We start from the raw sequence: 24573 nt of genomic DNA on the forward strand, positions 1-24573 counted from the left end.
AAAGCCCCTCCCAAGCCATTTGACACCAGCCACCGAGCGATTCATCATCCGGCCTCTCGATTATCCAAGGAGCTCTGAACGTGTCGCATCCTCCGCTCACGCAACTGTCGGAAGAAGAACGGCTTTTTCGAGACTCGGTGCTCGATTACGCCAAAAAACGCGTGGCCCCGCTCGTGTCCTCAATGGACGAAAAAGGTGCCGTCGAGTCCGGGCTTCTGCCGCCACTTTTCGAGCTCGGTTTGATGGGCGTCGAAGTTCCCGAGGCGTATGGTGGTGCAGGGTCGAGCTTTTTCAATGCGATCCTTGCCGTCGAGGCGCTCGCCGTCGTCGACCCCAGCATCAGTGTGCTCGTCGACGTGCAAAACACCCTCGTGGCCAATGCGTTTTTGCGCTGGGCGACGGAAGCGCAAAAACAAAAATACTTGCCGCGTTTGTGCCGTGAGTGGGTTGGATCGTATGCCTTGAGCGAAGCGGGCAGTGGATCCGATGCATTTGCTCTCGCGACGCGAGCGGTGCAAAAAGATGGCCGCTGGGTGCTCAACGGCCGCAAGCTTTGGATCACCAATGCCAATGAAAGTTCGGTCTTCTTGGTATTCGCCAATGTCGATCCGTCGAAGGGATATCGCGGCATCACGGCGTTCATCGTCGAGCGATCTTTTCCGGGTTTTTCCGTGGGCAAAAAGGAAGACAAGCTTGGGATTCGCGCTTCGAGCACGTGCGAGCTGGTGCTCGAGGATTGCGAAGTGCCCGCGGAAAACGTGGTCGGCGAAGTCGGCAAGGGATACAAAATTGCCATTGAAACGCTCAACGAGGGGCGGATTGGCATTGGCGCGCAGATGATTGGTACGGCGCAGGGAGCTTTCGATCATGCCATGCGATACATGGGCGACCGAAAGCAGTTTGGCCAATCGATTGCGAGCTTTCAGGGCATGCAATTCCAATATGCGCGGGTGGCCGTCGAAATCGAAGCAGCGCGGCTCATGGTGTACAACGCGGCGCGCCTGAAGGACGCCGGACTGCCGTTCGTCAAGGAAGCGGCAATGGCCAAGCTCTTCGCGTCCGAAGTCGCCGAACGCACGGCATCGCAATGCGTCGAGTTTTTCGGCGGCGTGGGTTTTACCAAGGAATACCCCGCGGAGAAGTATTACCGCGACGCGAAAATTGGTAAGATTTACGAAGGCACGTCGAACATGCAGCTCTCGACGATAGCAAAGCTCTTGCAAGCCGAATACGGGATCAAGGGCTAGCCACCACTCGGCAACCTCTTCACCGGCGGCGTCAGCCTCGCCGTCACCCATCGAGCCAGCCGCGGAAACAATAGCGCAATCCCAAGCGACCCTGGATAAACCACGCGCGCCTTTTTCTTGTCCACCGCACGCACCACGAGCCTTGCAAGCTCGTCCGACTTGCCAAGCGGCGACAGGCGCGATGCCCAGGTCGATTCGTATTTCCCGAGCCCCGTGATCCCCATGTCCGTCGCTACCGGCCCCGGATACACCGTGACGACATGAATCCCCGTGTCACGCAATTCCCCGCGTAGTCCCTCGGATGCATTCGCCAGCGCCCCCTTCGATGCATTGTAATAATACATTCCGGGCATCGGCGTAATCGCGCACATGGATGCAATATCTACAATCGTGCCGCTCTTGCGCTCGAGCATTCCTGGAAGCACCGCGCGCACGATCCGCAATGGCGTAAACACATTCAATCGCAAGAGCCGCTCGCCCTCCTCCGGAACCGCCAGCTCCGCAGGCTCGATATGCTGCACGCCCGCATTGTTCACGAGCACGTCGATCGGCCCGAGGGCCTTCTCCGCCGGCGCAATCCAATCCGTCGCGCGTTCGGGGATCGACAAATCCACTTCGTGTACGCTCGTCTGGGCGCCCAATTCTTTGGCGAGCGTTTCGAGGCGATCCTTACGCCGAGCGACCAGCGTCAGCGACGCTCCTTTGGCGCCCCAGGCGCGAGCCATCGCCTCACCAATCCCGACCGAAGCACCCGTAATGGCAACGTGCATGGCCGCGTCTTACTACGCTTCGGACCCTACGTCACCTGGGTTGTGCTGCGCATCATCAGGGGTCGGCATCTTCGGCGACGCTCGAAGCCAAAGCTTCTCAAAAACAAACAAGACAACTGCTCTCAGAAAAGCTAAGCCAATCCAGCCCCCCACTCGTGAGCCTGAGGCCGTCGCGTATCCTCTTCATGAAGGAATTGTGGTAAAGGTTGCAATGGGCACAAAAGGCATAGAAAAGCGCGATTGAGAAAGTCGAGGAGAGTTCAAATGCAAAATTACAGTTTTCGGAAGTACCAATTTCTCAGTTTGCGCCTTTGGCACTGGGCGAATTCCATTGTCATCTTGGGCTTACTTGGGACGGTTCTCATCAGAAAAACATTTTTGAGCTGGCGCACGAATGCGGCCTTGATCGAAGAGAAAATGAAAGCGGAGGGTACTCCAGTCACGCCAGAACTTGCTAAGGAGATTGCCGTCGCCATTCGCAACCCGTTATGGGACTGGCATATCTATTTGGGATTTGTTTTGGGATTTCTTCTCCTCGCTCGAATTCTGATCGCGATTATTATTGAGAAGAAAAGCCCTGGGTTTTCGGCCATCAAAGTCGCCTTCGGCATCAAACAGGTTCCAAAGGAAGAAAGAACGAGGGCCCTGCATTTTACGGCTGTAAAGGCCGGATACGCCATTTTTTACGTTGTAACTCTACTCATGGTGATTACAGGTTTTCTTCTGAATTTCAAAGCGGAGATTGGGCTGTCCAGAGACCTTGCTGCTACAACCAAAGAGATTCACGAAATCATGATGTGGTTCTTTGTATTCTTTGTCGGTGGTCATATCATTGGAGTCGTCTTGGCTGAAAATCGCTCGGACCCAGGAATTGTTTCCGATATGATCCATGGCGGAAAATCGGAGCAAAATCCACGTTCAGAATAGTCGCGTGCCTCATCCAAGGCGTGGCCGATGACGTGAGGCGGCGTAGGCGCGTCATCGGCAAAATGGGCGGGTTGTTTCCTTTAACCGAGCGCCTGTCAGCGGTTGATGGACCACCGACGATGTTGAGTCGACTACCTACCATCGATTGATGGAGCACCGACGCCCGCTCGATGGAGCACCTGTCAGCGATCGATGGACCACCGATGGTGTTGAGTCGACGACCTACCATCGATCGATGGAGCGCCGACGCCCGTTCGATGGAGCACCTGTCAGCGATCGATGGACCACCGACGATGTCGAGTCGAATACGTATCATGGGTTGATGGCGCATCTGTCGGTGCGCGATGGACGGCGCGCCGAGCGGTGCTTCAGCAGGCGCGGGTCTCCAATTGGTGTGTTGTTTCGTCTGGTTGTATGGCATCTGCGAGGCTCGATGAAGCGAGCGTGTCCGACCAAATCCCAAGCGCTTGATGGCTCACGCCGTGCGGATGTGACCGGGCGGGTCGGTAACTGGGCGACGTAAGCGCATCATCGGAAAATGGATGACTTGTTTTCGGTGCGAGGTGTAGCCTCGAACGACATCGCTGCGGAATCCTCAAAACACATCTTCGAACATGGTCTTTTTCACCAAGATTGATGATCGCGCCAAGGTGAAGGGATCTCGCGATCCCCTCGGTATCGAACCGATCTGGAGCGCCTTCGGGCGCGAGGTGATCGGCAATTTGACCACGGTCACGACCTCGCTGCGGAGCTTTACCACGCTCTTGCTCGGGCTCTGGTTCGCCGATCGCCTCATCGAGCGAGGAGCAGCGCGCGAAGAGCAGCGGCTCGCCCTGTTCCTGCGCGCTGAGCAGCTCGTGGCGTATTGCCGACTCGCGAGCGGCACCGACGATCTCTCGGGCGATCTTCGCGGCATCGAACGCGTCAAAGCACGCCTCGCAAACGAAAAGAACGTCACCATCTCGGAAGAACCGGCACACCAGATCTTGAGCGATCAGCGGACCTATGGCTTGTGGGGCTTGTATAGCCAAGCTGCGCGGAAGAGCGGTCTGCTCGATCCATATTCGCAAAGGCTCACGCCCCATGCGACGGAGTTCATGGAGAAGTTCCACGACCAACGCCTCAAGAAGGTCTCCCGCCTGATTGAAGAGATCCTCGCGAAGAAGGGCCCCTTTCGCTTCGATCCATCGGACAAACACGCATTGTGCGCCAAGCTCCTCGCCGAGCAGCACGCGCCGCACGTGGACGGCGTCGAAGGTGGGTTTTACCTGAAGGCACTCGTCGAGGGCGGTGAGGGCAAACCTCTGCAACGCGATCTCTGGCAAATGATGGTGAAGGTCTATGACGAGCAGCCATCGCTGTGGGGGACCTGGTTTGGCATGAACGACCTCTCCAAGCTTACGAGCCGAGCGGAGAAAGAAGGCCGACTCGAATTGGCAGAGCGGCTCTCGTACATCCGCACCATCGAGCCCATTCTCGGTGCCTCGGCACGGTTCTTCGGATATTTGATGCGGTGTGGGGGCCGAACCGTAAAGAGCGTCGCCGCCGATGTCCGCAAGGCCTGGGGCCGCGGGCTCCTTCACCTCGACCCCGGCGTATTGCCAGTAGGCGCGCTCTTGCTCCTCGATCGAGCCTCGTCAATGGATGCGCGCGAGCGGATCATGAAGCTCGGCGAGGCGATGCGCGCCGGGCATTATGAAGATGCAATTCACTTCGTGCTCCAGCAAAATCAGGCCGTCATGCAGGCTCGAGGCGGGGCGCCCTGGATCAAGATCGAAGGCGATAAACTTTCTGTCCGCTTTCGCGGCGACGATTTTCCTCCCCTCCCTTCCCAGAGCGAACTACTGGGGCTCTGGGTCAATTCCTATTTTTTGGGCAGCCTGAAGGCCATCGGGCGCTCGCTCCGGGAGCAGGCGCGATGATGGCGAGCCCCATTCCGCAAAAAGCTCTCTGCGACGCACTTCGCGACGCAATCGGCGATAGCCACGTCGAGGCCGCGTTGTTCACGACGTACGCGTTCGAGCCGTCGTTCTTCGAGGAGAACGTGCTGCCCGTCCTCTGGGACAAGACCCTCTCCCACAACGTCCGGGCGCGACTCGCCCAAATGGAGCGAGAGCTGCTCAAGATGAATACGGACATCGCCGTATATTACGATCGAGCAGGGCTCGACACCTCGGCCTCTCCGCTCCTCCGCGTCAAATATCACGGAATTGTCCGAAAAAGAGGCACGCGCTTCCACCCCAAGGTGGTCCTCGCGCTCGTGGCCAAAGATGGCGAAAGACGCCTCCTCGTCTGCGTCTCCTCGGCGAATCTGACAGAGGCTGGGTACTTCACCAACCTCGAGTGCGCGCATATCGAGGAAGTATACGAGAATGGGAGATGCTCGTTTCGAGACGCGCTCCGCACGTTCCTGCAAAACATTCGCCGCAGCATGCCCCCCGAAACCGAGCATGCGGCGCTCGACGCAATCGCGCGTTTTCTGCATCGGAGCGTCGGGAACGACGACCGCGGAAAAAAGTGGCTCTACGTGGGGGGAGAGTCGCTTACAGATTTCCTCGAGCCAAAGCTCGTGCGGGGTGTCCGGGATCGTTGCGAATTGGAGATTGTATCTCCGTATTTCGACGAGGAGGACGCCGCTCCGCTCAAAGCCCTCCAGGAAGCGCTCTCTCCCAGGGAGACACGCATCTATTTGCCGACAGACGAGCACGGAAACGCGACGTGCTCAGCCGAATACTTCGCGACCGTGAAGAAAATCGCCACGTGGTCCGATCTGCCCGCGGAGCACCTGCGATCCTCCGAAAAGGACAACAAGGCGCTGCCGCGCAGAGTGCACGCAAAGCATTACCGAATCTTGGTGGACGACGGGCGGGAATACTCGCTCGTGGGCTCTGTGAATCTCACGAATGCGGCTCACGATGGTGCGAACAAGGGAAATCAAGAGGCCGCGTTCTTCATCCAAGAAAAACAGCACAGCGGCCCGCGCCCTTTGCTCGAGCCCCTCGACAAGAAGCGAGAACCCAAGAAGTTTTTGGAGGCGAAAGACGGAGGCTCGGACGATGTCGCAACAGACGTAGTGATCCTACCGCTCACCCTGGTTTATGACTGGTCAGAACGGACAGCCCATTATTTCTGGGACAAGAAGGTCGGAAAGCCGCCATCGAGCATGGCGATATCGTCCGCAGGTGTACCGATTACGACGATCTCGCTCGTCGTGGGCGGAGAATGGCAGGAGCTGTTGCCAAACGCCGCGCGCTCGCTCGGTGAAAAGCTCCGCGGGACGTCGTTCGTCACCGTGAAAGCGGACGATCTGCCGGAGGTGATCATGCTCGTCGAGGAGACGGGCCTGAAACCCTCGTGCGTTGCGGGATTGCGCTGGACAGCCGAAGACATTTTGCTCGCGTGGTCCTCGCTCAGCGACGAGCAACGGCAGATCGTGCTGGAGCGGTCGCTCGAAATTGCGGGTTCGCTGGGAGATACAGGGGGGCGGACGGAATCGCTCGAGAATGCCGGCAAGAGCCTGTTCGATACCGTGGCCGGCATCTATCAAGGTTTCTTCCGGCTGGAAGAGCGTGTCATCGGTGCGGTGGAGAAGGGCCGGCATAAAGAGGCCGACTTTCTGCTCTTCGGCACAGGGTACGATACGCTTCCAGCTCTGCTCGATCAGATCGAAAAGGACGAGGCAGGTGATCGCGTCAAGCGCTACATCACATTGCTCTGTGCAGAGGCGATTTTCACGCGTCTGCTTCGCCGCGAAGGGGCAATGTCGAATTTCCTCGCGGAGCGCCAAGACAAAAAGACCGAAATTGTGCGTCGTGCCAAAAAGAGCGCCGAGAGGATACGCGAGACCTTCTCGTTTGGGGACGATGTTCATCGGCAAAAATTCTTCAAGTGGTTCGAGCGCTGGTTTCAGAAAAACGTCATGCGCGACGACGAGGAGGATGCAGGATGAAAAAAGACATCGCACGCATTGGCCTCGACGAGGCAAAAAAGCTCCTCGATTTTCGTGCGAATGGCGTCATCGAGCGCGACATCGCCGACGGTCAATTGCGCGGCGCCGTCGCGCTTCACAACATCCTGGCCTCCGAGGGGTTCGCCTACCTCGCGGACGAGGTCGGGATGGGAAAGACATATATCGCGCTGGGTGTGTTGTGCCTGCTCAGGTTCGCGCATCCGAACCTCCGCGTGCTCGTGATCGCGCCCAAGCAAAACATCCAAGAAAAATGGCTGAAGGATTGGAAGAACCTCGTCAAGACAAACTACCGCGCAACGGATCTCCTGGTTCGCTCATTCCAAGGTTTGCCCACTCGCCCTGCAATCGTTTGCTCGAATTTGGTTCACTGGGCCATCGAGGCCGTGAAGAACCCGGATCGAGACACGTTCATCAGACTCCCGAGCTTCAGTTTCGGGCTGTCTCAAGACAAAGGTAAGGCGCGAGAAGGCAAACAGGCACTCTGGAACAAGCTCGCCAAGGGCGCGCCGATGCTGAAGCGGATCGATCTGGATCCGGCATCGCTCGACAATGACGCATTCAAGGATGCTTTCGCGCGGGGCGTGAACGCTCTGCTGCCGCATTACGATCTCGTGATCGTGGATGAAGCGCATAATCTAAAGCATGGGTATGGCGAGGTGGGCCGCGTTTCCTCCCGAAACCGCTTGCTCGCGCTCACGCTCGGGTCGGCGACGGACGGAGCGCATGAGGCATTTCCGTCCTACGGGCGGCGCTTCGACCGGGTGCTCTTCCTGTCGGCAACGCCGCTGGAGAGCGATTACGCTGAACTCTACCGCCAATTGGCGTTGTTCGGGTTTGGCGAGGCCGTGAAGGACCTCCATGGAGAAGCGGCGGAAGAGCACGCCAAGAAGATTCTGATTCGCCGCCTGACGCGCATCCACGTGGCAGGAGAGCCTCATACCAAAAATATGTATCGGCGAGAGTGGCGCGGCGGCGGTGTGACGATGCACGACGAGCCGCTGGAGATTCCGAACGACGAACAGCGTCTGACGGTGGCCCTCGTGCAACGCAAGGTGGCGGAGGTCATCCGACATCCGAAGTTCGACAAGACATTCCAGATGGGCATGCTCGCCTCGTTTGAAAGCTTCGGACAAACGGCGGGGCGAAAGAAGAGGGACGCCGCGCGCGAGGGCGATGCCGTTTTCGCAGGATCGGACCAAACGGACGAGCCCGAGGAGCGCGAGGGAGCGGACGTCGACATCATCGGCAGACTTCGACAATCGTATTCCAAGAACGTGGAGGACAGAGGCTTGCCTCACCCCAAGATGGACGCAGTCGTCGCGAGCCTAGTCGACGCGAGCCTGGGGTCGGTTTTCGACCAGGGAGACAAGGCGCTCATTTTCGTGCGCCGGGTCGCGAGCGTCCGGGAAATCGGGGACAAACTCCGTCATGGTTACGATGCGTGGATCGAGGACAAACTCCGCCAAGAGCTTGGCGAGGCAATGAGCGGGGAGCTTCGAAAGATCTTCGAGGAGTATCGTGACTGGCGACGATCGCGAGGAGCCGCCCAGCAGCAGAACGAAGAGGCTCGGGTTGAGCCGCAAGGGGACGAGAACACGGGGGAGGCGGAGCTCGTGCCCGAGGAAAGGCGCGAGGAGCTCGACGAGCTGGACGATGACGTGACGTTCTTCGCCTGGTTTTTCCGCGGCAAAGGCCCAGAAAAACGTTTTTCGGGGGCGTCTTTCCGGAACAACCAGCTCCAGGGCGAGACATCGCCGTTTGGAACGTTCTTCGAGGAGAATTACGTCGCGCTCTTGCTTGGGCCAGCAGCTTTGCAAGATCCGCTTGGCACGCTTGTGCAGGCGGTGGATGAGGATCGAGGGCGTCTGACGGAGCGGCTGCGGGGTATTGCTGCAACGCAGGTGCAGAAAAGACGGGGCGAGATCTCGCGGCGCGCTTATTTCGAGGCCTATCAGGCCGCGGCGCTGGTGGCGCTCGCGGAGGCGCGGTCGTTCAGAGACAAGCAACGCGCGGAAACGCTGCTCGAATGGCGCTTTCCGGGCGCGAAGCGCGAGCCAGAGGTCGACGTGAAGCACTCGTTCCCTGGACCCGAGGCGTACCTGGGCGTCCGGACGTTCTTCTCCGAGGTCGAGAGGCGCCCTGCGCTTGCGCAATCGCTCTTTCCGGAAAAAATCGCGGATTCCCGTGAATTTGCTCGCGATCGGGAGCTTCGGCGCGAGCTTTTGGCCCACGCGGCTCGGCTCGGACATTCGTTCATTACGCTCTTTTCGCTCGCGGCGAGGATGTTTGGGTCGCTCGAGGCGCGGCGGGCCGAGCGAGGTCAAGATTATGCAACGCGGCTCATTGATCAATATTGCGATCGTCTTGAAACCGAGCGCGGAAAGCCTGGCTTCTCCGCGATGCGCGAGCTTGAAAGCATTGCGGAGCATTTCCACGAGATCTTTCGGCTCAACTTCGAGAAAGCCGCGGAGGCCAAGAACACCGAGGCGATACGCAAGCTCATTCGCGACGAGCTGTCTTCACAGCGCCCTGTCGCGGGCATGAGTGGAGGCGTGACCCCACGCATCGTGAAGCAATTCCGCATGCCGGGGTATCCCGTCGTCCTCGTCACCACGGACGTCCTCAAGGAAGGCGAGGATCTGCACACGTTCTGCTCGAAGGTGATTCATTACGGAATTGCGTGGAACCCGTCGGAGATGGAGCAGAAGACCGGGCGGATCGACCGGATTGGCTCGGCGACGCATCGACGGCTCGCCAAACTCGAAGGGCGCATCAATGAGCATGAAAAGCTTCAGACGCAGTATCCCTACCTCCTGGAAACGGTCGAGCGTTTGCAGATGGCGCGGCTCTTTCGCAAGATGAACAAGTTTGTCCGATCCATGCATACCTCGTTTGGCGGCGAAGAGCCCGCGCGAGGGCGTGCCTCGGCGATCTCGGTGGATTCCGCCTTTGCCGCGGAGGAGCGGGACATCAGGCCCATCGAGGGGCTACTCGAGACCAAGTTCGAGGTGGATGAAGCGCTGCTCTGCGGGAGCCAGCAAATCGATCGGCAAAAGGCCGAGGCGCGGGCCAATGCATGTTTGCAGAGATTCGCGGAGCTCATCAAGCTTCTGGGATCGAAGATCCGCATCGATTGGCACAACGTGAGCCCTGACGGCGAGTATGTCGGGACGACATATCGTCGAGGCCCCAAGGTGCTTCGCCCCGAGGAGCGAGACAAACCTGGTCGAAATGGCGTGCGGCAGCAGCCCATCCTGCTGTATGTGGAGGGGGCTCCCATGGGTGGACGGGCACTCATTCACTTGACGAGCCCTGTGGGTCGGATTGATGAGGACCGGCTTGTCGAGCTTTTCGGTCACCAGACAAACCTTGCTGGCACGCGTATTTGCCTCGTCGAGGAGTCGAAGGACGGCCCGACGAGCTACACGGTAACGGTGGAGGGAGATATTTTATTGGATCCGCAGGAGACGGACGTAGAGGAGCTTTACGATCTCATTGCGGCGGTGGCTCTCGGGGCCGATGATGTGGAGGGCGTTTTCTTGTCGGAGGAAGACCGCGCATTCGAGAGTTTTGCGCCCGATCTGCGGAAGGAGCGCGATCATGGGGCACATTGAAGCGTTATTCCAAGAGGCTTGCGCATTGCGCGCCGCCGAGGTTTCTCTCGAGCTTCATCGCGACAGCGTGGAGGTGATATGGCCCAAGCTCGGGCGCGGTCACGAGGTGCGCTTTCTTCAGGACAATGTGAGCGACACCCTCATGCTCGTCGCGCTCGTCGCACGCGCGGCGCAGATCGAAAAGATCTCCCAATCCGATCTCTGCCGGATTATGCTTCTGCAAAACCGGGCCACGCGGGTCGTCGCATTCCGCCGCACCGTGCTACATGGCCACATCGAAGCGACCGTTGTTTGTCGAGCAAGCACGCTCTCCAGCGAGGAACTACAGTATTATTTGCTCATCGTGGCGCGGGAGGCCGATCGGCTGGAGCTCGTGCTCACGGGGACGGACGCGCGCCTGCGGGGGCGTTCTCGCTGAACAGGCTGCTGGTAGGGTGAGGCGCGTGATGCGACCCTCGGCAAGTGGCGGGCATCATTCGATAAAAATTGTCCTTTGCCAAGGTCGTAAAGGCTTCACGATCGGATTGGATGTGTGTTACTACCGCGATCCAGGAGAACGAACGACATATGAATGCCCGCATTGGTTTGCTTGCGTCGTCGCTTCTCTCTGCGGCTTGTCACGTCTCGCCCGCTCCGCATTGGGTACCTAATGGGACGGCGGAAAAGTCGTATCCGGCAGCGCCCGCGGCGTCGACATTCGAGCCCGATGCGCCGTTTGTCCGAGGGCAGGTGGTGCTCGATCCCGAGCCGGCTCCGCTGCCCGAAGGTGCAATTCGGCGACTTGGAACGACGCGCCTCAGAACGGCGGGAGCAGCAAGTTGCACGGTACTCACGCCCGATGGCTCGACGCTTTTCGTTTGTCGCAACATTTACGACGCGCCCCAATTGGGCATGCACGATATCGATATTTTCGATGTCGCTACCGGTCGTTTTCGCGGAGTCGTACGAGACGCGCCTTCGGCTCCCATTTTTGCGCCGGATGGTCAATTTGGTCTGTGCGTCTCGCAATACAATCGACCGGGGTCGATATTCGATCCGCGCACGGGCGCCATTTGGCAGCAGGTCACGTCGACGCAAGTGCGTCTCGCGGCATCTGGACGGCGACTCGTTGGAACAGATGGCAAGAATCTTTTGATTTACGATATCGATGCGCCAAACATGCCTCGCGTCATTGCGACACCCATGCCGGCCCAAGAACTGGCCGTCGCGGTGGATGGTCGCGTCGCCGCGTGGTCACGAGATGGGGCTGCCGGGGGGATTGCCGTCCTCGAGCCCGATGGCATTACGTTAAAGACAATCGGTACGCGAGCGCGCGTGCGCACGGCCTTCTTGAGCCCTCGGCCGGGGAATGTCGTCATCGAAACGCTAGTTGGTATGGAAATCGTCACGCCGACGGCGCGCGTGGAGGTTCCTTTTCCCCCGGAATTCAACGTGCAAAGGTGGCCCCTGCAAGGCCACATGTCACCGGATGGCGCCAATTTATTTGTGTACTTCTATGATAGGCGAGATTCTCGACCGATGACGGGGCGTCTCGATATCGTCGCAGGAAAGTGGTTCATCGGAACGCCGCCAACGAGTGGGCAGCCACGGTTTTCCGAGCGCTTTGCATTCACGGACGAAAAGGACAAAGAAACGGGTTGGCTTGCGATCGGTGTGCACGACATGATCACGGGTCAGCGCCTTGGGGCGTTCGAGGATAAGGTTGGTTCCATCCGCAGAACACCCCAGCAAACGGTCGTTGCATTTGCTCACGGCAATGCAGCGTTTCTTTGGGACTTGAAAGCGAGTGTGCGACTACATGATTATCACGGTCATTTCGGCAGCGATCTTTTCCTTGCGCCGTCTCCCGACAACCGCACAATCGCATCGATGTCGCCGAATGATGATCTCGTGTATGTTTGGGACCTCGACACGGGCGCAGTCGTGCATCGATTCGAGGGACAGCGGCGGGCACTGGATGAAGGGATCGCATATCATCCAAATGGGAAGTTGCTTGCGGTAGGATCGACGCTTTTCGATTTGGAATCGGGTCGTGTGCGGCAACGATTTCCGGCAACGCCGGCGCGTGGGGCCGCGTTTTCCCCGGATGGAGCGCGATTGGCCATTGCAATGGACTTGAAACCTCCCAGCATTGCCGTATTCGACACGGCTTCGGGAGCGCCGGTGCTGACGGTTCCAACGGATTACGAATGGCTCCACGAACAGCGAAGCCATCATGAAGGGAAGAACAAGTCGATGCGCCACATCGTGTCGAGCACGCTCGTCGTCATGCCATGATCGTGACCATCGTGAAGAGCGGCGCCGCGAAAGACTCGTTGCCTCGCACGATTGCACGCGAAAGCGCAGCCTTTGCATCGATGCCCTTCGTCCAAAGTCGCCAAGCGGTGTCTGCATCGAGCTCGACGTATGTCGTGGGTTTGGTTTGACAATCGGTCGCGAGCGCCCAGCGATCACCATCGCATACGAGATGCCATTTTCCGCCGGCTTCTCCGCTGATCGCGATCTCGACGGTCGTCCCATCCGCTGCTCGAGTGTTGCGAAATGCGTGCGGCGCACCGCGAAGAAACGTGTCGAGCACGGGATGCAAAAACCTGCGCTCCTTGAACCCCGGACGACCCACGGCATCGCGAATCTGCTGCTGATGATGCCACTTTTCCGTGTACTCGCGCGCCATGTCGAACCAACTCTCCGACCACTCTTCACCCGCCCACGCGACGCCGAACGGCGATGGAGCGTGTGGTTCGAGGCTCGAGAAAAGCGCCGCGACCTCTTCGTCCGCTCGCATCATGAGATCCATGAGCACCCGAGGACTCAGGCGTTTGGCCGCCATGATCCATTCCCGATTGAGCTCTTGCACGAACGCCACCATGTCCGCGAACGACCGCATGTCGGGCGCCTGCAAAAAGTGACCATCGCGCTGTATCGACAAGCGTCGTAGCGATCCATCGAGCAGGTGCGCGACGAGGTCTTTCACGTTGCGATCGGCATGAACGGTGGGTTTGGACCAATCATCCGGGGACAAAGCACCGCAAAGATCCAGAAGGCCGGCGTTGATTTCGCGGAAAAGATGACGGGTTTCGATAGGCGACAAAGGCAGCACGCCTCGATGTTACAGCGATCGGGCAAGAAAAACCAAGCCTCGAGCGTGCCCACTTGCAATTGCTTCGCAGGTCGACCAGAACGGTGTACGGTTTGCCTTACTGGAGGTTCACGATGAAGCTTGACGTAGAATTGGCTCGGCGTTCGACGGGGGCGGCAAGATTACTCCCTGCGCCCGTGGCGCTTGGAGCATTGGTCATTGCGGCGGCTCTTCATTCGATTGCGTGTGAGGCGGAAGTGCAGGACCAGAGCACGACCGCCGCATCGAGCAGCTCGGGATCGGCCGGGGCAGGGGGCATGGCGGGCGCTGGCGGCAGCGGCGGAACGGCTGGGAATGGCGGAATGGGCGGCAATGGTGGAGCCGTCGTGCCCGACGATGGCGGATCGGGGGACGTCGCGTATTCGGCGTACAATCTCTTCACGCACGTGCCGCGTTTCATCATTTTCAAGACCGACCCCGTGCAAAATCTTTGTTTTCGCATTTGGGTCGAGGGCTTTAGTGGCGGCGGACCTCTCATGATTGACGTGACCGCTCCATGGGCCGCAAGTCACGCGGAAGTGACGAACGACATCAGCGACTGCGTGATGTCCAGTGGTTTTCCCCCGCAGCCGATGACCTCTGCGCCCGCGAGCTCCGGCAACGGCACAATCGTCGTCGAAGGCACATTCCCGTGTTCCGTATCCGTTCATGCGAACATTACGTTCGATACGTCGGAGCCCATGACCGAAGCATTCGACGTGGATGCATTGCCAGTCGACGGGGGATGTGGTTGATTGCGGGCGGTCTCGAGAAGGTTCCTGGAGGTTTTTCGTGCAATCGGATGACGAGAGTGACAACAAGGGCATTCATCCCGTAGACTTCGTGCTCATGCTCGTTGTGCTGTCGTTTTCCGCGGCGCTCGTGCTCCTGGACCGTTTTGCGATTCCCGCGTTCATCAATACGTACAAGGAATTCAGTTCCGACGTGCCTTTCGTCACGCGCGCCGTGCTTTCGCATGTCGTGCCGCTCGGTACGGCGGTCGCCGCCGTCATCGTTGGTGCTCTCGGCATGGTCGCGCGTCATCGCGGATCGAATGCATTGGCGCTGTCGCTCGGTTTGGCCGGGATAGCCATTGGCCTCGGTGGGATCGTCTTCTGCTTTTACGCCTTGTACGTCCCCGTCTTCGATATGGCCGGCAAAATTCAACCTTGAATGCCGTTCAAAATTGCGCCGCCGTCGCGACGAACGTCGAATTCGACAGGCGAAATGGCATGGGCATTCGGTCTGCCGGAGGTTTGTCTTGCAGCAAGTTTTCGGGTAGCTCGTACGTGCGATCCACGACGCGCACCGTTACTTTGGCGCTTCCCGTCACATCGATCGACCATTCGATGCCTTCCGGCGGCAAACCTTGGAAGGTAAAACCCCAGGGGTCGTCTCCCGGCCATGACGACGGTTTGTCCTCGTCAATCGTTTGACCATCGATCGTTGCTCGTAGGATAGGTGATTGCGATGCTACCGTGACGAGCACGAACGGTGCACCTCGCGCCGAGCGCAACCGCATTCGCAGCGTGCGCACGCCACTCTGCGTTTCGTCCGCGACTTTTTCGAGGATTGGTGCGGCAAGGTCGGCAATGGGCGCAGGTCCTTCGCGCGCAATCATCCCTTGCCCAGGCAGCGGAAAACTCGGCAGAAATACTTCCTTCGTCGCATGCGCCGCGACCCACGGGTCCGCGTGTTCGTCGGAGGATAGCCATACGGCCTTTTGCGCTGCGGCATCGAGCGCATACGCAAGACAAACGGGGCGCGGTGACTCTGGCGAAAAACCGGCGCGAATCACGGCAATCATGAAAGCAGCGGCAAACGCGGCGCTCGTGGCAAGCACCGGCCACTTCGATCGCGCGGCACCGAGCAGTTCCCAGAGGGGCGCTACAAGGCTCGCGATCAGCGCGACGAAACCCGCGGCAATTGCCGATCGAGGCAGACCGAGCGCGACGAAAAGCAGATAAGGAACGGGTACGGCGACGAGGATGAGCGGCAAGGCCGCGACGATCATGGCAAGCGCGGTTGTTTGGGGACGGTTTTGTTCTGGGTCGAAGCGAAGCAGATAGAGACAAAGGAGGAGTTGTGATAGTGCTGGAATTGCGAATAGGTAGCTCGCGCCGGGAAGCCATATTGTCGTAACGAGCGCGAGGACCACCCAGGAGAGAATGGCGCCGACTGCAAGGTCCCACCAAGAATGATGGCGCCGAAGTGACGCATACGTGCCAATGCAAAAGGTTGCGCCAAGGAAAACGAATGCTGCGCGGATGAACGTCGGATCTGCAGGATCGCCGCGATAGGCGCCGAACGCTGGCAACAACGCGCGCAGAGCAAGGGAAGCACCGCCTGCCAGGGTTGCCGTTGCAGCCACGGACGCCAGAATACCGATCAATCCTGCAAAAATACCGAAAGTCCTTGTCTTCTTGTGACGCATGGTGATTGCAAATACGATTCCGAAAAGAATCAGCGTCGCAGCCGCGATGAACCAGTTGGCTCGTTCGGGAAAAACCAAAACGCCAATTGCGGGCAGGTCAAAATAAAAAACGCGTTCCGGGGCAAACTCGTTCAGGTTCGCATCACCAAACGATCGCGCAAGCGCCACAGCTTGCGTGCCCGCGTGCCTGACGCTGCGTGGATCGAGGTAATCCACACGGTCGGTCGGAGCGTGATAATGGGCAACACCGTCGGCAAAAGCAAAGTTCAGGCCTTTCTTTCCGGCGAGCAAAAACGGACGCAAATCGGTTTCGTGACCAAGGCGCCGCGACACTTCGGGAAATAATGAAGATGCCACGGGAAATGACGCATTGGCCGCGAAATGCCGCACGAGCCCGCCCGCGTCGGCGCTCGTTTCGATGAGCCCCACCGGGCCGCGCACGCCACGCGCGTCGAAGTTCAGCACGAGCTCGATGGTTTTGGCGAGAGGATGTTCCGCGACAAACGCTCGGCTCCCGAGCACGCCAGCTTCTTCGCCGTCCATGAACAAGAAAAGCACGTCATTACGAAGTGCCGGACCCGATTGCAACAAACGCGCAGTTTCGAGCAGCACGGCGACGCCCGACGCATCGTCGGCAGCTCCTGGCGCATTCGGTACGGAATCGTAATGAGCGGAGAGCGCGACGGCGCTGCCCGGAGTTTGTCCTGGAATTTTGCCAATCACATTGACGACGCGTCCCACGTCGTACGGTACGCCCCAGCGCGTGTTGATCCTGGTTGCGTGCTGGATTTCGACGGGCAGTCCCATTCGCTTCGCTTCTGCGATGATGTATTCCCGTGCTGCCGCGTGAAATGGGGTTCCAACCGGACGCGGTCGCGCCGCGAGAGCTTCTACGTGCTCGAGTGCACGCGTCGCGGAAAACTCCTCACTAGACGCATGATCGACAGGAATCGCCGGTGGATCGGTGAGACGGATACGCAGGACGACGAGCGCGACGAGCAGCGCGGCAATGCCCACGCACAGAGCACGCGGGGCGCGGTTCATTTCGTCCGCACATAACGAAAATCGCAACGTTTCGCGCCCATTCCAATCGTGGATTCGCGTCGCAATTCGATGCCGACCAAATGCTCCGCGACGAGATCATCGAGTCGGCAGATGACCGGCACGATTTCCGGAACTCCATGCTGCTTTGCGAAATTCACGATGGGACATGCGAGCACGTCGAATGCCATGACCGTCTCCGGCTCGTCGAGGTTTTCGAAACGAAACCCTTCCGGCTCATTGGTCTTCATCAAACGTTTTACGAGCAGGCTTCGTACCGGCCGGAGCTGATACATCGCATTGACCGCAGTGATCATGACCGGTCCGATGCGGTCGGCATAGGCATCCCGCAACATTCGTTCCGCCAGCACGAGCGCTGGATCTTGCTCCAGCGCAAAATCTTGTCGCAATGTTTGGTAGAGCGCGACGAGCGGCACGGCCGCCACGAAAAGTTTGCGGTTTGTCCGCTCATGGAAACGAGGCGTCGTTCGTTCGAGCGCGTAGTATCGCTTCCAAACGGCCGAGCTCAGGGCCTGTGCAGGTTCGTCCCCGAGCGATTCCGCAGCCGAACGTTGACCATGCTTTAGGATCATCTCCAGATACTCGTCAGGCGCCATGTTTCTACGTTATCACCATCTACCGCCCCTGGCCTGACGTTTTTTCTCTCGAACCGTGCCCCGTCTCGGTTATGCTCCGCTTCGGTCGATCCGCCTGGATCCACGCTTCCCATTCGTTTGACAAGTCCTTTCCGTGTTTCACTGGACGATTTTGTGTAAGATGGCTCTCTGAATATTGTACATGCGCCGAAGTTGCCGTTCGCGGAGGAACAAGCTGGAACCATGACGACTGCGAGCTCTCAATCCGAACAATCTATGGAGCCGGAAGCCGCGAACAGCCCTGATCCCGAACGGGAATGGCTCGAAAAGGTGTACCGCCGCGGGGAAAAACAGCTCACGGTTCGTGCCGTCATTGCCGGAATGCTCATTGGCGGCGTGATGTGTTTGTCGAACCTCTATGTTTTCTTCAAAACTGGATGGAGCTTGGGTGTCACGCTGACCGCGTGCATTTTGGCTTTTGCAATCTTCGAGCTGCTCCGGGCGGTGCGTTTGTCGGGAAGCGAATTCACGATTCTCGAAAACAATGCCATGGGCTCGGTGGCCTCGGCGGCCGGATACATGACCGGCGGCGGCAACATGGCTGCATTCGGCGCGCTCTTGATGGTGACGACGGCAAGGCCGAGCGCCGGATGGATGATGATATGGTTTGGTGTCATTGCAGCCATGGGCGTATTTGCTGCGATTCCCATCAAGCGACAACTCATCAATCGTGAAGGGCTCGCATTTCCCACGGGCACGGCAACTGCAGCGACGCTCAAGTCGATGCACGAAGCGGTGCATCACTCCGAGGCAAAAGTCGACGGTACGGGAGGCAGCTACAAGGCCAAGTTGCTCGGTTATGCGGGTCTCGTAGGTGCGATCCTCGCGTTTTTCCGCGATGCAAAAGCGTCCTGGATACCGTTCAACATTCCCGGCTCGATTGCGCTTCCTTTCACCATTGCCGGCAGGGCTGCCAAAGATTGGACGATTACCCTGAAGAGCGAGCTCGTGCTGGTTGGCGCCGGCGCGCTCATGAACTTTCGCACCGGTTGGTCGCTGCTCTTGTCGGGGCTTGGATGTTATGCGGTGCTGGCGCCGCGGCTCGTTGCCGAGGGTAAAATACCCGAGGCGAGTTACAAGGCCATCGTGGGATGGACGTTATGGCCAGGCGCCGCGATTCTCGTCGCGTCGGGTTTGACGAGCTTTTTCTTGGATTACAAGAGCATTGGTCGGTCGTTTCGTGGTTTGTCCGGGCTTTTCTCGAAAAAGCCTGTCGACGACAAGGATCCGCTGACCGAAGTGGAATGCCCCGAATGGTGGTTTCCCGTCGGGTTCGTCCTGCTTGCGCCCCTCGTCGTGGGACTCATGGCGTTTCTTTTCAAGATTCCGCTGTGGGCTGGGATCATCGCCGTGCCGCTCGCCATCGTGATGGGGTTTGTCGCGGCACGCGTCACGGGCGAGACGGACGTGACGCCGACGAAGGCGCTCGGGCCGGTGACGCAGGCGGTTTACGGCGTGATTGCCCCCGGCAATCTCACGGGCAACATCATGAGCGCGAACGTGACGGGCGGCATTGGGCTGCACGCCGCGGACCTCTTGACGGACTTGAAAAGCGGATATTTGTTGGGAGCGAGTCCTCGTCAGCAATTCAAAGGGCAGCTTTTTGGTGTCGTCGCGGGCGCGCTCGTCGTGGTGCCTGCGTTTTGGCTCATCATTCCGGATCCGTCCGTTTTGGGCGGTGAAGAATGGCCCGCTCCGTCGTGCCTCGTATGGGCCGGCGTATCGAAAGCATTCGCCGGTGGTTTGGGTGGTTTGCCCCCGGGGGCAAGCACGGCGGTAGGCATTGGTTTTGCGCTGGGTGTAGCGCTCGCGCTCGCCGAAAAATTTGCACCTAAAAAGATTGTGCCCTTCATTCCGTCGCCTGCGGGGCTCGGCATTGCGCTCGTGATTCCCGCGAGCAACGCGATTGCCATGTTCATCGGCTCGGCGATCGCTGCGCTCTTGAAGAAGTTCCGTCCCGCAGTCGATGAACGCATGACCATTCCCGTTTCGTCGGGCTTCATTGCCGGCGAGAGCCTGATGGGAATCGTGATTGCGCTGCTCGTCGTGGCGGGTGTGTTCAGCAAGTAATCACGGCATGAGCGGAATGTCCGCCAAGTCCGTACCAAAACTCTCCATTCGCTGCACCTTCAAGCGGTCGATGGCAATCGAATATACGAGGTCGTCGAGGAAAACGCTACGCTTGACGTGCGAGGTCGCGTTACTCCACCACGTCCCGCAGTTCGCCCCGCGCTTGCCGTGGTCCACGCCGCCGAGCTTGGTAAAACCCTTGTCGATATCGACGTTGTAGACGAGCAAGCCGCTGAAGGCGAGCTTGGTCCCGTTCACGCCGTCGCTGCCGCCTTCGCACACGGTCATCGGAAACGCGAGCAGCCCTCGATCGGCGAAATAGTTGAACGCCAAATGGTTCGTCGCAGCTTCCGAGCTCGATCCGCGCGTACCAATTTTTTCTTTGTGAATGAGCTGCGGGTCGGTGGGTTTCGATACGTCGAAGAGCTGCAGAATGACGCCGTCGAAGTACGCAAAATCTCCGTGGTCGTTTGCATCGAATCCGATGGATAACAAGTGATCCGGATCGATACGGTGAATGTACGTGGAAAACCCGGGGATCTTGAGCTCACCGAGAATGGCCGGTTTGGCTGGGTTGTACAGATCCATCACGAAGAGCGGATCGGTTTTTTTGAACGTCACGATGTATCCGCGATCTTCATCGAAACGCACGGCGCGAATGTCTTCTCCGGGCGCGATTTTATCGATTGCACCCACGCGCACGAGGTTGCCATTTTTGCCGGGCGCGAGGATCGACAAGACGCTGTGCACCTTCGGATCCGGTACGCGACCTTTCGATGTCGCGACGCGAAGGTATCCGTACCATTCATCCATGGAAAATTGATTCAACACGTGACCGGGGACGACGCCGCTGCCCATGTATTGCGTGGCTTTTGGCGTTTCGCCGATACGAAATGCGTGAATCTCGCTGATTTCGCTGACCGATGGGTAAAACGAATACCACTTGCCTTTGGAGGCGCTCTTGTGGTGCACGACGGACAGGTAGAGCGTATTGGCCGAGGCAAATACGGCGCCAGGGCGGCTTTGAATGGTGGTCGTGACGGCGGGCGTGTTATCGTCGAACATGTCGAACGACGCGAGCGTCGTGAAGGCTTGGCCGTCTTTGATGGCGGTTTCGAGGAGCCCGCCGCACATCGGTTTTTCGACGCCTTTTTCTTTGATGGTGGGAAACCAGATGTCCTGGCGAATTTTTCTTTCGTTTTCAATTTTTAGTTTGGCAAACTCTTTACGGACGAAATCTTCCTTGTTGCCGCAGGTATCCAAATTCTCGGGCCACGTACTGTAGCCTGCCGTCGGTGCATCGTTATCGGAGACCACCGTGTGGATGGTGCGGCCAATGCGGCGAGCAGCCATGAGCGATCCGGAAAAATCGATTTGGCGCACGGCTTTGGGAGCTGTGCGGTCGGCGATGTCGAGCACGGTGATGCGCGTCGCCGTGCCGTCGCCGGCGAATTGGCAATCGTACGCGTATGTGCACTTTCTGCCGCCTTTGCCGCTTGCCGTATACACGACCGCGCGATCGCCTTCGATGAACATTTCGCGTACGTCACCGGGCAAGCGCGTGACGGATGTGACTTTGGGATTGAGCGCTTCGACGATACGGAGAGCCCCATTCATGGACAAATACACGTACCGACCGTCCGTTTTGACGATATCGGCTTCGTCCACGCCGACTACTTGATTGTTCGTACCGGACGCACTCTCGGCAGCTTTCGGTTCCGCGGCGGGGCTGTCCGCGGGCTTCTTGGTCGGCGCAGATCGTTCGGTCGGAACTGGGCGTGGTCCTGCGCTCGGTATTGGCGCAGGTGCTGCTCGAGTGGGACGCGGTGGGCTTGGCTTGCTCGGCACGCCGCCCATTCCGCCGAGCACTGCACCATCGAGCGATTTGCCAATGCCGTACGCTCGGCCGTATCCGACGCCATATCCTCCTCCGCTTTGCAATGCGCGTTCTTCTTCGGCGCGCCAGCGGGATTCTGCCCAGCAATCGGGTTGCGATTCGTGCCACGAGCGGAACGAATCGTCGACCTGGGCGCGCATTTGTTTGATGCGAGCGTCGGCCATTTTGCGGGCAATTTCCTTGTAATTCTCGCAGCTCGACGGAATCAAGCGCGCTTCGCCGAGGGCTGTTTCGGCAGGTTCGCCCGGCATGGGTGAGCTCACGATGGGCGGCGGAGGACGTGGCGGCGATGGTTTTCGCGCGGGCGGCGGAGGCGTCGTAGCAACGACGAGCGGGGCGGCGGCTTTTTTGGGTGGCGGTGGTTGGGTTGCGACACGTGGGGCCGGCTCGGGAGGCGCGGTGCAACTGGAAGCAGCGGCGAATGCGGAGAAAAGCGCGAGCGGGATGGCGACGAGGCGGCGGTGTTCCATGGCGGCAAACCTACGGGAAGATGATACGCGAATTGCGCGGGGTGCAGCATGGAACGTGGGAGCGAGCGGAAAGTTTCGAAGAACGTGGTGCTCCATCAAAAGGAGCCAACCCTTTTTGAGACAAAAGTGTGTGTGAGTACATTTAGAGGTGCCAACCCCTTTTCCAAGTGGCCTCCCGTGGCCCATGGTATGCATCGTCCGATGACCGATGACCGCGCGCGCCATGCGCCACGAAGCTTGCCGATGGTTACGGAATCGCCGCAAACGATTCCGACGCGGTATACGCCCGACGTTTTGGCAGGCATTGCATTGGGTGAGGCGGCGGCATTGGCGCCGCTCGTATCGCGGGATGCAACGGGTGCCATGGAAGCGGCCGCCATGGCGACGGCGCGTGCCGACGAGCTAACGGCTGCAGCGATGAACCACGAGCCCCCGGACAGGCCGATTGCGTGCGGTCGAGGCTGTTCGACGTGCTGCCAAGCAAAAGTGCTCGTCGTCGCGCCCGAAATACTTCGAATTGGCGACCATTTACGAAAAACGAGGACGCCTGCAGAGCTCGACGGGCTTCTCGAGCGCATTCGTGAAGCCGACGCAATAGCGCGAGGGCTCACGCGTGCCGCTCGAGCCGAAGCTCACGTGCAATGCCCGCTCCTCGATGCCGACGGTGGATGCAGCATTCACCAAGTTCGCCCCTTGGTTTGTCGTAGCTGGACATCGTACGATGCGTTGCTGTGTGAAGCCTATTGGCAAGAGCCTCGATATAAGCTGACGCCACCTCAATGGCCCATTGGATATGAGCTGTCGCAAGCCGTGCTCGCCGGATTGGGCAAAGCGTGTCTCGATCGAGGTCTCGACGGCGTGCCGCTCGAATTCATTGCAGCGCTGCGCATCGTGCTCGAACGCCCGAATGCAGGTGAGCGGTGGTCGAAGAAGCTGCCCGTGTTTCTGGCGGCGCGCGATGAAGAATGGGCGGAAGCGAATGGCTTCGAGTGATTATGGTGCGAGCCCCGAATGACGTATTGGTCCGGCGCGCATCACGGCTTCCCCATTCCCTTCAGCCACCCATTCACGTGCACGGAAATGTCCGCTCCCGTCTCTGCCTGAATCGTGTCGATCATGTCCTGCATTCGAGCGGCCGCGTTTTTGTGCGTTCCGTAAAACTTCTTGATCGCCGCATCGAGCTTGTCTCGACCAACCTGCGCCTCCACCGCCTTGAAGAAAAATGCCCCCTTCATGTACGTTACATTCGACCACAAAGGGTGTACGATGAGGTCGATCTCGTTGCACGTGTCCAGCATTAATATCGTGTCTTCCGTCGGCAGCACCGCGTCGAGCTCCGATTGATAACCATCCCATACCGCTTGACCCGCGGTCGTACCACCGACGGCTTCGATTGCTCGGGCCGCTAAATACGAAACCGTTCCCTCGGACAAAACGAAATCTTCCCAGCACGCAATCCGCACTCCATCGCCAAACCAGCCGTGCGCTGCCTCGTGCGCGTGCGTGACCGGATCGTTCATTGCGTCGCGCGCAATGTGCCAATATGGATGGTGCTCCATGCCGCCATAAGCGCCTGGACCCCAATTCGCCGAAACTGACGCGACTTTTCCGCCAAACGTGTACTCGCCGTAGGTTTTTTCAAGCCAATCGAAGAACGCAGTCAAATCTTTCGTTCCCTCCATCATGGCCGCTTCTTCGCCAGGCAAGTGATACACCCCGACCTCGGTTCCCGCCGTGGTTTTTCCAAGCATGACATACGTGTAATTTCCAAGCGCGAACGCGGGCATGTATGTCGGAGCGTCCGAAGGAATTTCTGCTGGAAACACAGCCGTATCACCCATCGGAATTCCCGACAATTGCATGGTGAAGCTCACTCCTTCCGAGGGAGCCGACTTGCACGGGAAAAGATTGCCGCAAAAACGAGGCCACAAGAAGGTGAGCTTCTCGGCGAGGTAGCCGTCGAAATTGCTTTGCGTGGCAAACGAATACGATATTCGTAGCTCGATGGGATCGGAGCTTTCGGGGACACCCACGTCGAGCCGTCCGTCTTGCACCGCGTATTGAATGGGCAGTGTGCTGTCCGGGCTTGCAACGGATGTGACGGAAAGCCCCGGCACTTCGAGCGAAGCTCCGGTGCTCTCCGACCCCGCCAGCACAATCGTCGCTTCTCCCGTCATGGCTGTCACGTCGAGCGCGAGGTTCGTCGACAAGATATCGCGGCTCGTATCCATCGAGGGCGCGATTGGAACAGGACCGGGCTTGGGATCTTGCGCGCCGTCGCATCCGGTAAGTACGAGGATAGAGAGTGAAGCAACCAGCGAGCTGACCAGTTTTTCCATTGCATCAGCGTACGTTCATT

Annotated in this window: 17 protein-coding genes; 11 read left to right on the plus strand and 6 right to left on the minus strand. The window is 58.9% G+C overall.

Annotation, left to right across the window (positions count from 1 at the left end; all coding sequences use genetic code 11):
• The first annotated feature begins 80 nt into the window (after nucleotides 1-80).
• Entirely contained in the window at nucleotides 81-1247 is a 1167-nt protein-coding gene (locus IPM54_02140) for an acyl-CoA dehydrogenase (GenBank protein ID MBK9258615.1), read from the plus strand.
• Here the strand turns inward: IPM54_02140 and IPM54_02145 are convergent.
• Nucleotides 1244-2017 carry an SDR family NAD(P)-dependent oxidoreductase gene (locus IPM54_02145; protein ID MBK9258616.1) on the minus strand — a complete coding sequence of 258 codons (774 nt, stop codon included), beginning with the start codon at nucleotides 2015-2017 and terminating at the stop codon, nucleotides 1244-1246. The genes IPM54_02140 and IPM54_02145 overlap by 4 nt on opposite strands.
• Nucleotides 2018-2281: 264 nt before the next feature.
• Here IPM54_02145 and IPM54_02150 point away from each other — a divergent pair, with 264 nt between their 5' ends.
• The 6 genes from IPM54_02150 to IPM54_02175 all read left to right on the plus strand — a co-directional run bounded on the left by IPM54_02150 (nucleotide 2282) and on the right by IPM54_02175 (nucleotide 12805).
• A complete protein-coding gene (locus IPM54_02150) occupies nucleotides 2282-2944 on the plus strand; it encodes a cytochrome b/b6 domain-containing protein (protein MBK9258617.1) in 663 nt (220 codons plus the stop codon).
• 614 nt (nucleotides 2945-3558) lie between these two features.
• Nucleotides 3559-4866: a hypothetical protein gene (locus IPM54_02155; GenBank protein MBK9258618.1), complete on the plus strand. Its 1308-nt coding sequence runs from the start codon at nucleotides 3559-3561 to the stop codon at nucleotides 4864-4866.
• Nucleotides 4863-6893, plus strand: coding sequence for a hypothetical protein (locus tag IPM54_02160; protein ID MBK9258619.1), 2031 nt, complete (start codon nucleotides 4863-4865; stop codon nucleotides 6891-6893). Before IPM54_02155 ends, IPM54_02160 begins: the two co-directional genes overlap by 4 nt.
• On the plus strand, nucleotides 6890-10528 hold the full coding sequence (locus IPM54_02165) for a DEAD/DEAH box helicase family protein (GenBank protein ID MBK9258620.1): 3639 nt from the start codon (nucleotides 6890-6892) through the stop codon (nucleotides 10526-10528). Before IPM54_02160 ends, IPM54_02165 begins: the two co-directional genes overlap by 4 nt.
• Nucleotides 10515-10946, plus strand: a complete 432-nt coding sequence (locus tag IPM54_02170) for a hypothetical protein (protein MBK9258621.1) — start codon at nucleotides 10515-10517, stop codon at nucleotides 10944-10946. Before IPM54_02165 ends, IPM54_02170 begins: the two co-directional genes overlap by 14 nt.
• Nucleotides 10947-11095: 149 nt before the next feature.
• Complete coding sequence (locus IPM54_02175) at nucleotides 11096-12805, plus strand: hypothetical protein (GenBank protein ID MBK9258622.1); 1710 nt, start codon at nucleotides 11096-11098, stop codon at nucleotides 12803-12805.
• On the opposite strand, the gene IPM54_02180 is transcribed toward IPM54_02175, so the two are convergent.
• Entirely contained in the window at nucleotides 12795-13628 is an 834-nt protein-coding gene (locus tag IPM54_02180; GenBank protein ID MBK9258623.1) for a maleylpyruvate isomerase N-terminal domain-containing protein, read from the minus strand. The two genes, IPM54_02175 and IPM54_02180, sit on opposite strands and share 11 nt — an antisense overlap.
• 113 nt (nucleotides 13629-13741) lie before the next feature.
• Here IPM54_02180 and IPM54_02185 point away from each other — a divergent pair, with 113 nt between their 5' ends.
• Together IPM54_02185 and IPM54_02190 are read left to right on the plus strand one after the other, a co-directional pair.
• Nucleotides 13742-14401 (plus strand): hypothetical protein, encoded by a 660-nt coding sequence (locus IPM54_02185; protein MBK9258624.1) that lies wholly within the window; start codon nucleotides 13742-13744, stop codon nucleotides 14399-14401.
• Between the two features lie 37 nt (nucleotides 14402-14438).
• Nucleotides 14439-14819, plus strand: coding sequence for a hypothetical protein (locus tag IPM54_02190; protein MBK9258625.1), 381 nt, complete (start codon nucleotides 14439-14441; stop codon nucleotides 14817-14819).
• Nucleotides 14820-14826: 7 nt separating this feature from the next.
• On the opposite strand, the gene IPM54_02195 is transcribed toward IPM54_02190, so the two are convergent.
• Entirely contained in the window at nucleotides 14827-17124 is a 2298-nt protein-coding gene (locus IPM54_02195; protein ID MBK9258626.1) for a M20/M25/M40 family metallo-hydrolase, read from the minus strand.
• Entirely contained in the window at nucleotides 17121-17738 is a 618-nt protein-coding gene (locus IPM54_02200; protein MBK9258627.1) for an L-2-amino-thiazoline-4-carboxylic acid hydrolase, read from the minus strand. Before IPM54_02200 ends, IPM54_02195 begins: the two co-directional genes overlap by 4 nt.
• 222 nt (nucleotides 17739-17960) lie before the next feature.
• Here IPM54_02200 and IPM54_02205 point away from each other — a divergent pair, with 222 nt between their 5' ends.
• A complete protein-coding gene (locus IPM54_02205) occupies nucleotides 17961-19847 on the plus strand; it encodes an OPT/YSL family transporter (protein MBK9258628.1) in 1887 nt (628 codons plus the stop codon).
• On the opposite strand, the gene IPM54_02210 is transcribed toward IPM54_02205, so the two are convergent.
• On the minus strand, nucleotides 19848-22214 hold the full coding sequence (locus IPM54_02210; protein ID MBK9258629.1) for a beta-propeller domain-containing protein: 2367 nt from the start codon (nucleotides 22212-22214) through the stop codon (nucleotides 19848-19850).
• A gap of 243 nt (nucleotides 22215-22457) precedes the next feature.
• Between IPM54_02210 and IPM54_02215 the strand changes: the two genes are divergently transcribed.
• Nucleotides 22458-23207: a YkgJ family cysteine cluster protein gene (locus IPM54_02215; protein ID MBK9258630.1), complete on the plus strand. Its 750-nt coding sequence runs from the start codon at nucleotides 22458-22460 to the stop codon at nucleotides 23205-23207.
• 41 nt (nucleotides 23208-23248) lie between these two features.
• Here IPM54_02215 and IPM54_02220 read toward each other — a convergent pair whose 3' ends face one another.
• Nucleotides 23249-24553: a peptidase M1 gene (locus IPM54_02220; GenBank protein MBK9258631.1), complete on the minus strand. Its 1305-nt coding sequence runs from the start codon at nucleotides 24551-24553 to the stop codon at nucleotides 23249-23251.
• Nucleotides 24554-24573 lie beyond the last annotated feature (20 nt).

Source organism: Polyangiaceae bacterium, from assembly GCA_016715885.1.
Classification (GTDB): Bacteria; Myxococcota_A; Polyangia; order Polyangiales; family Polyangiaceae; genus Polyangium.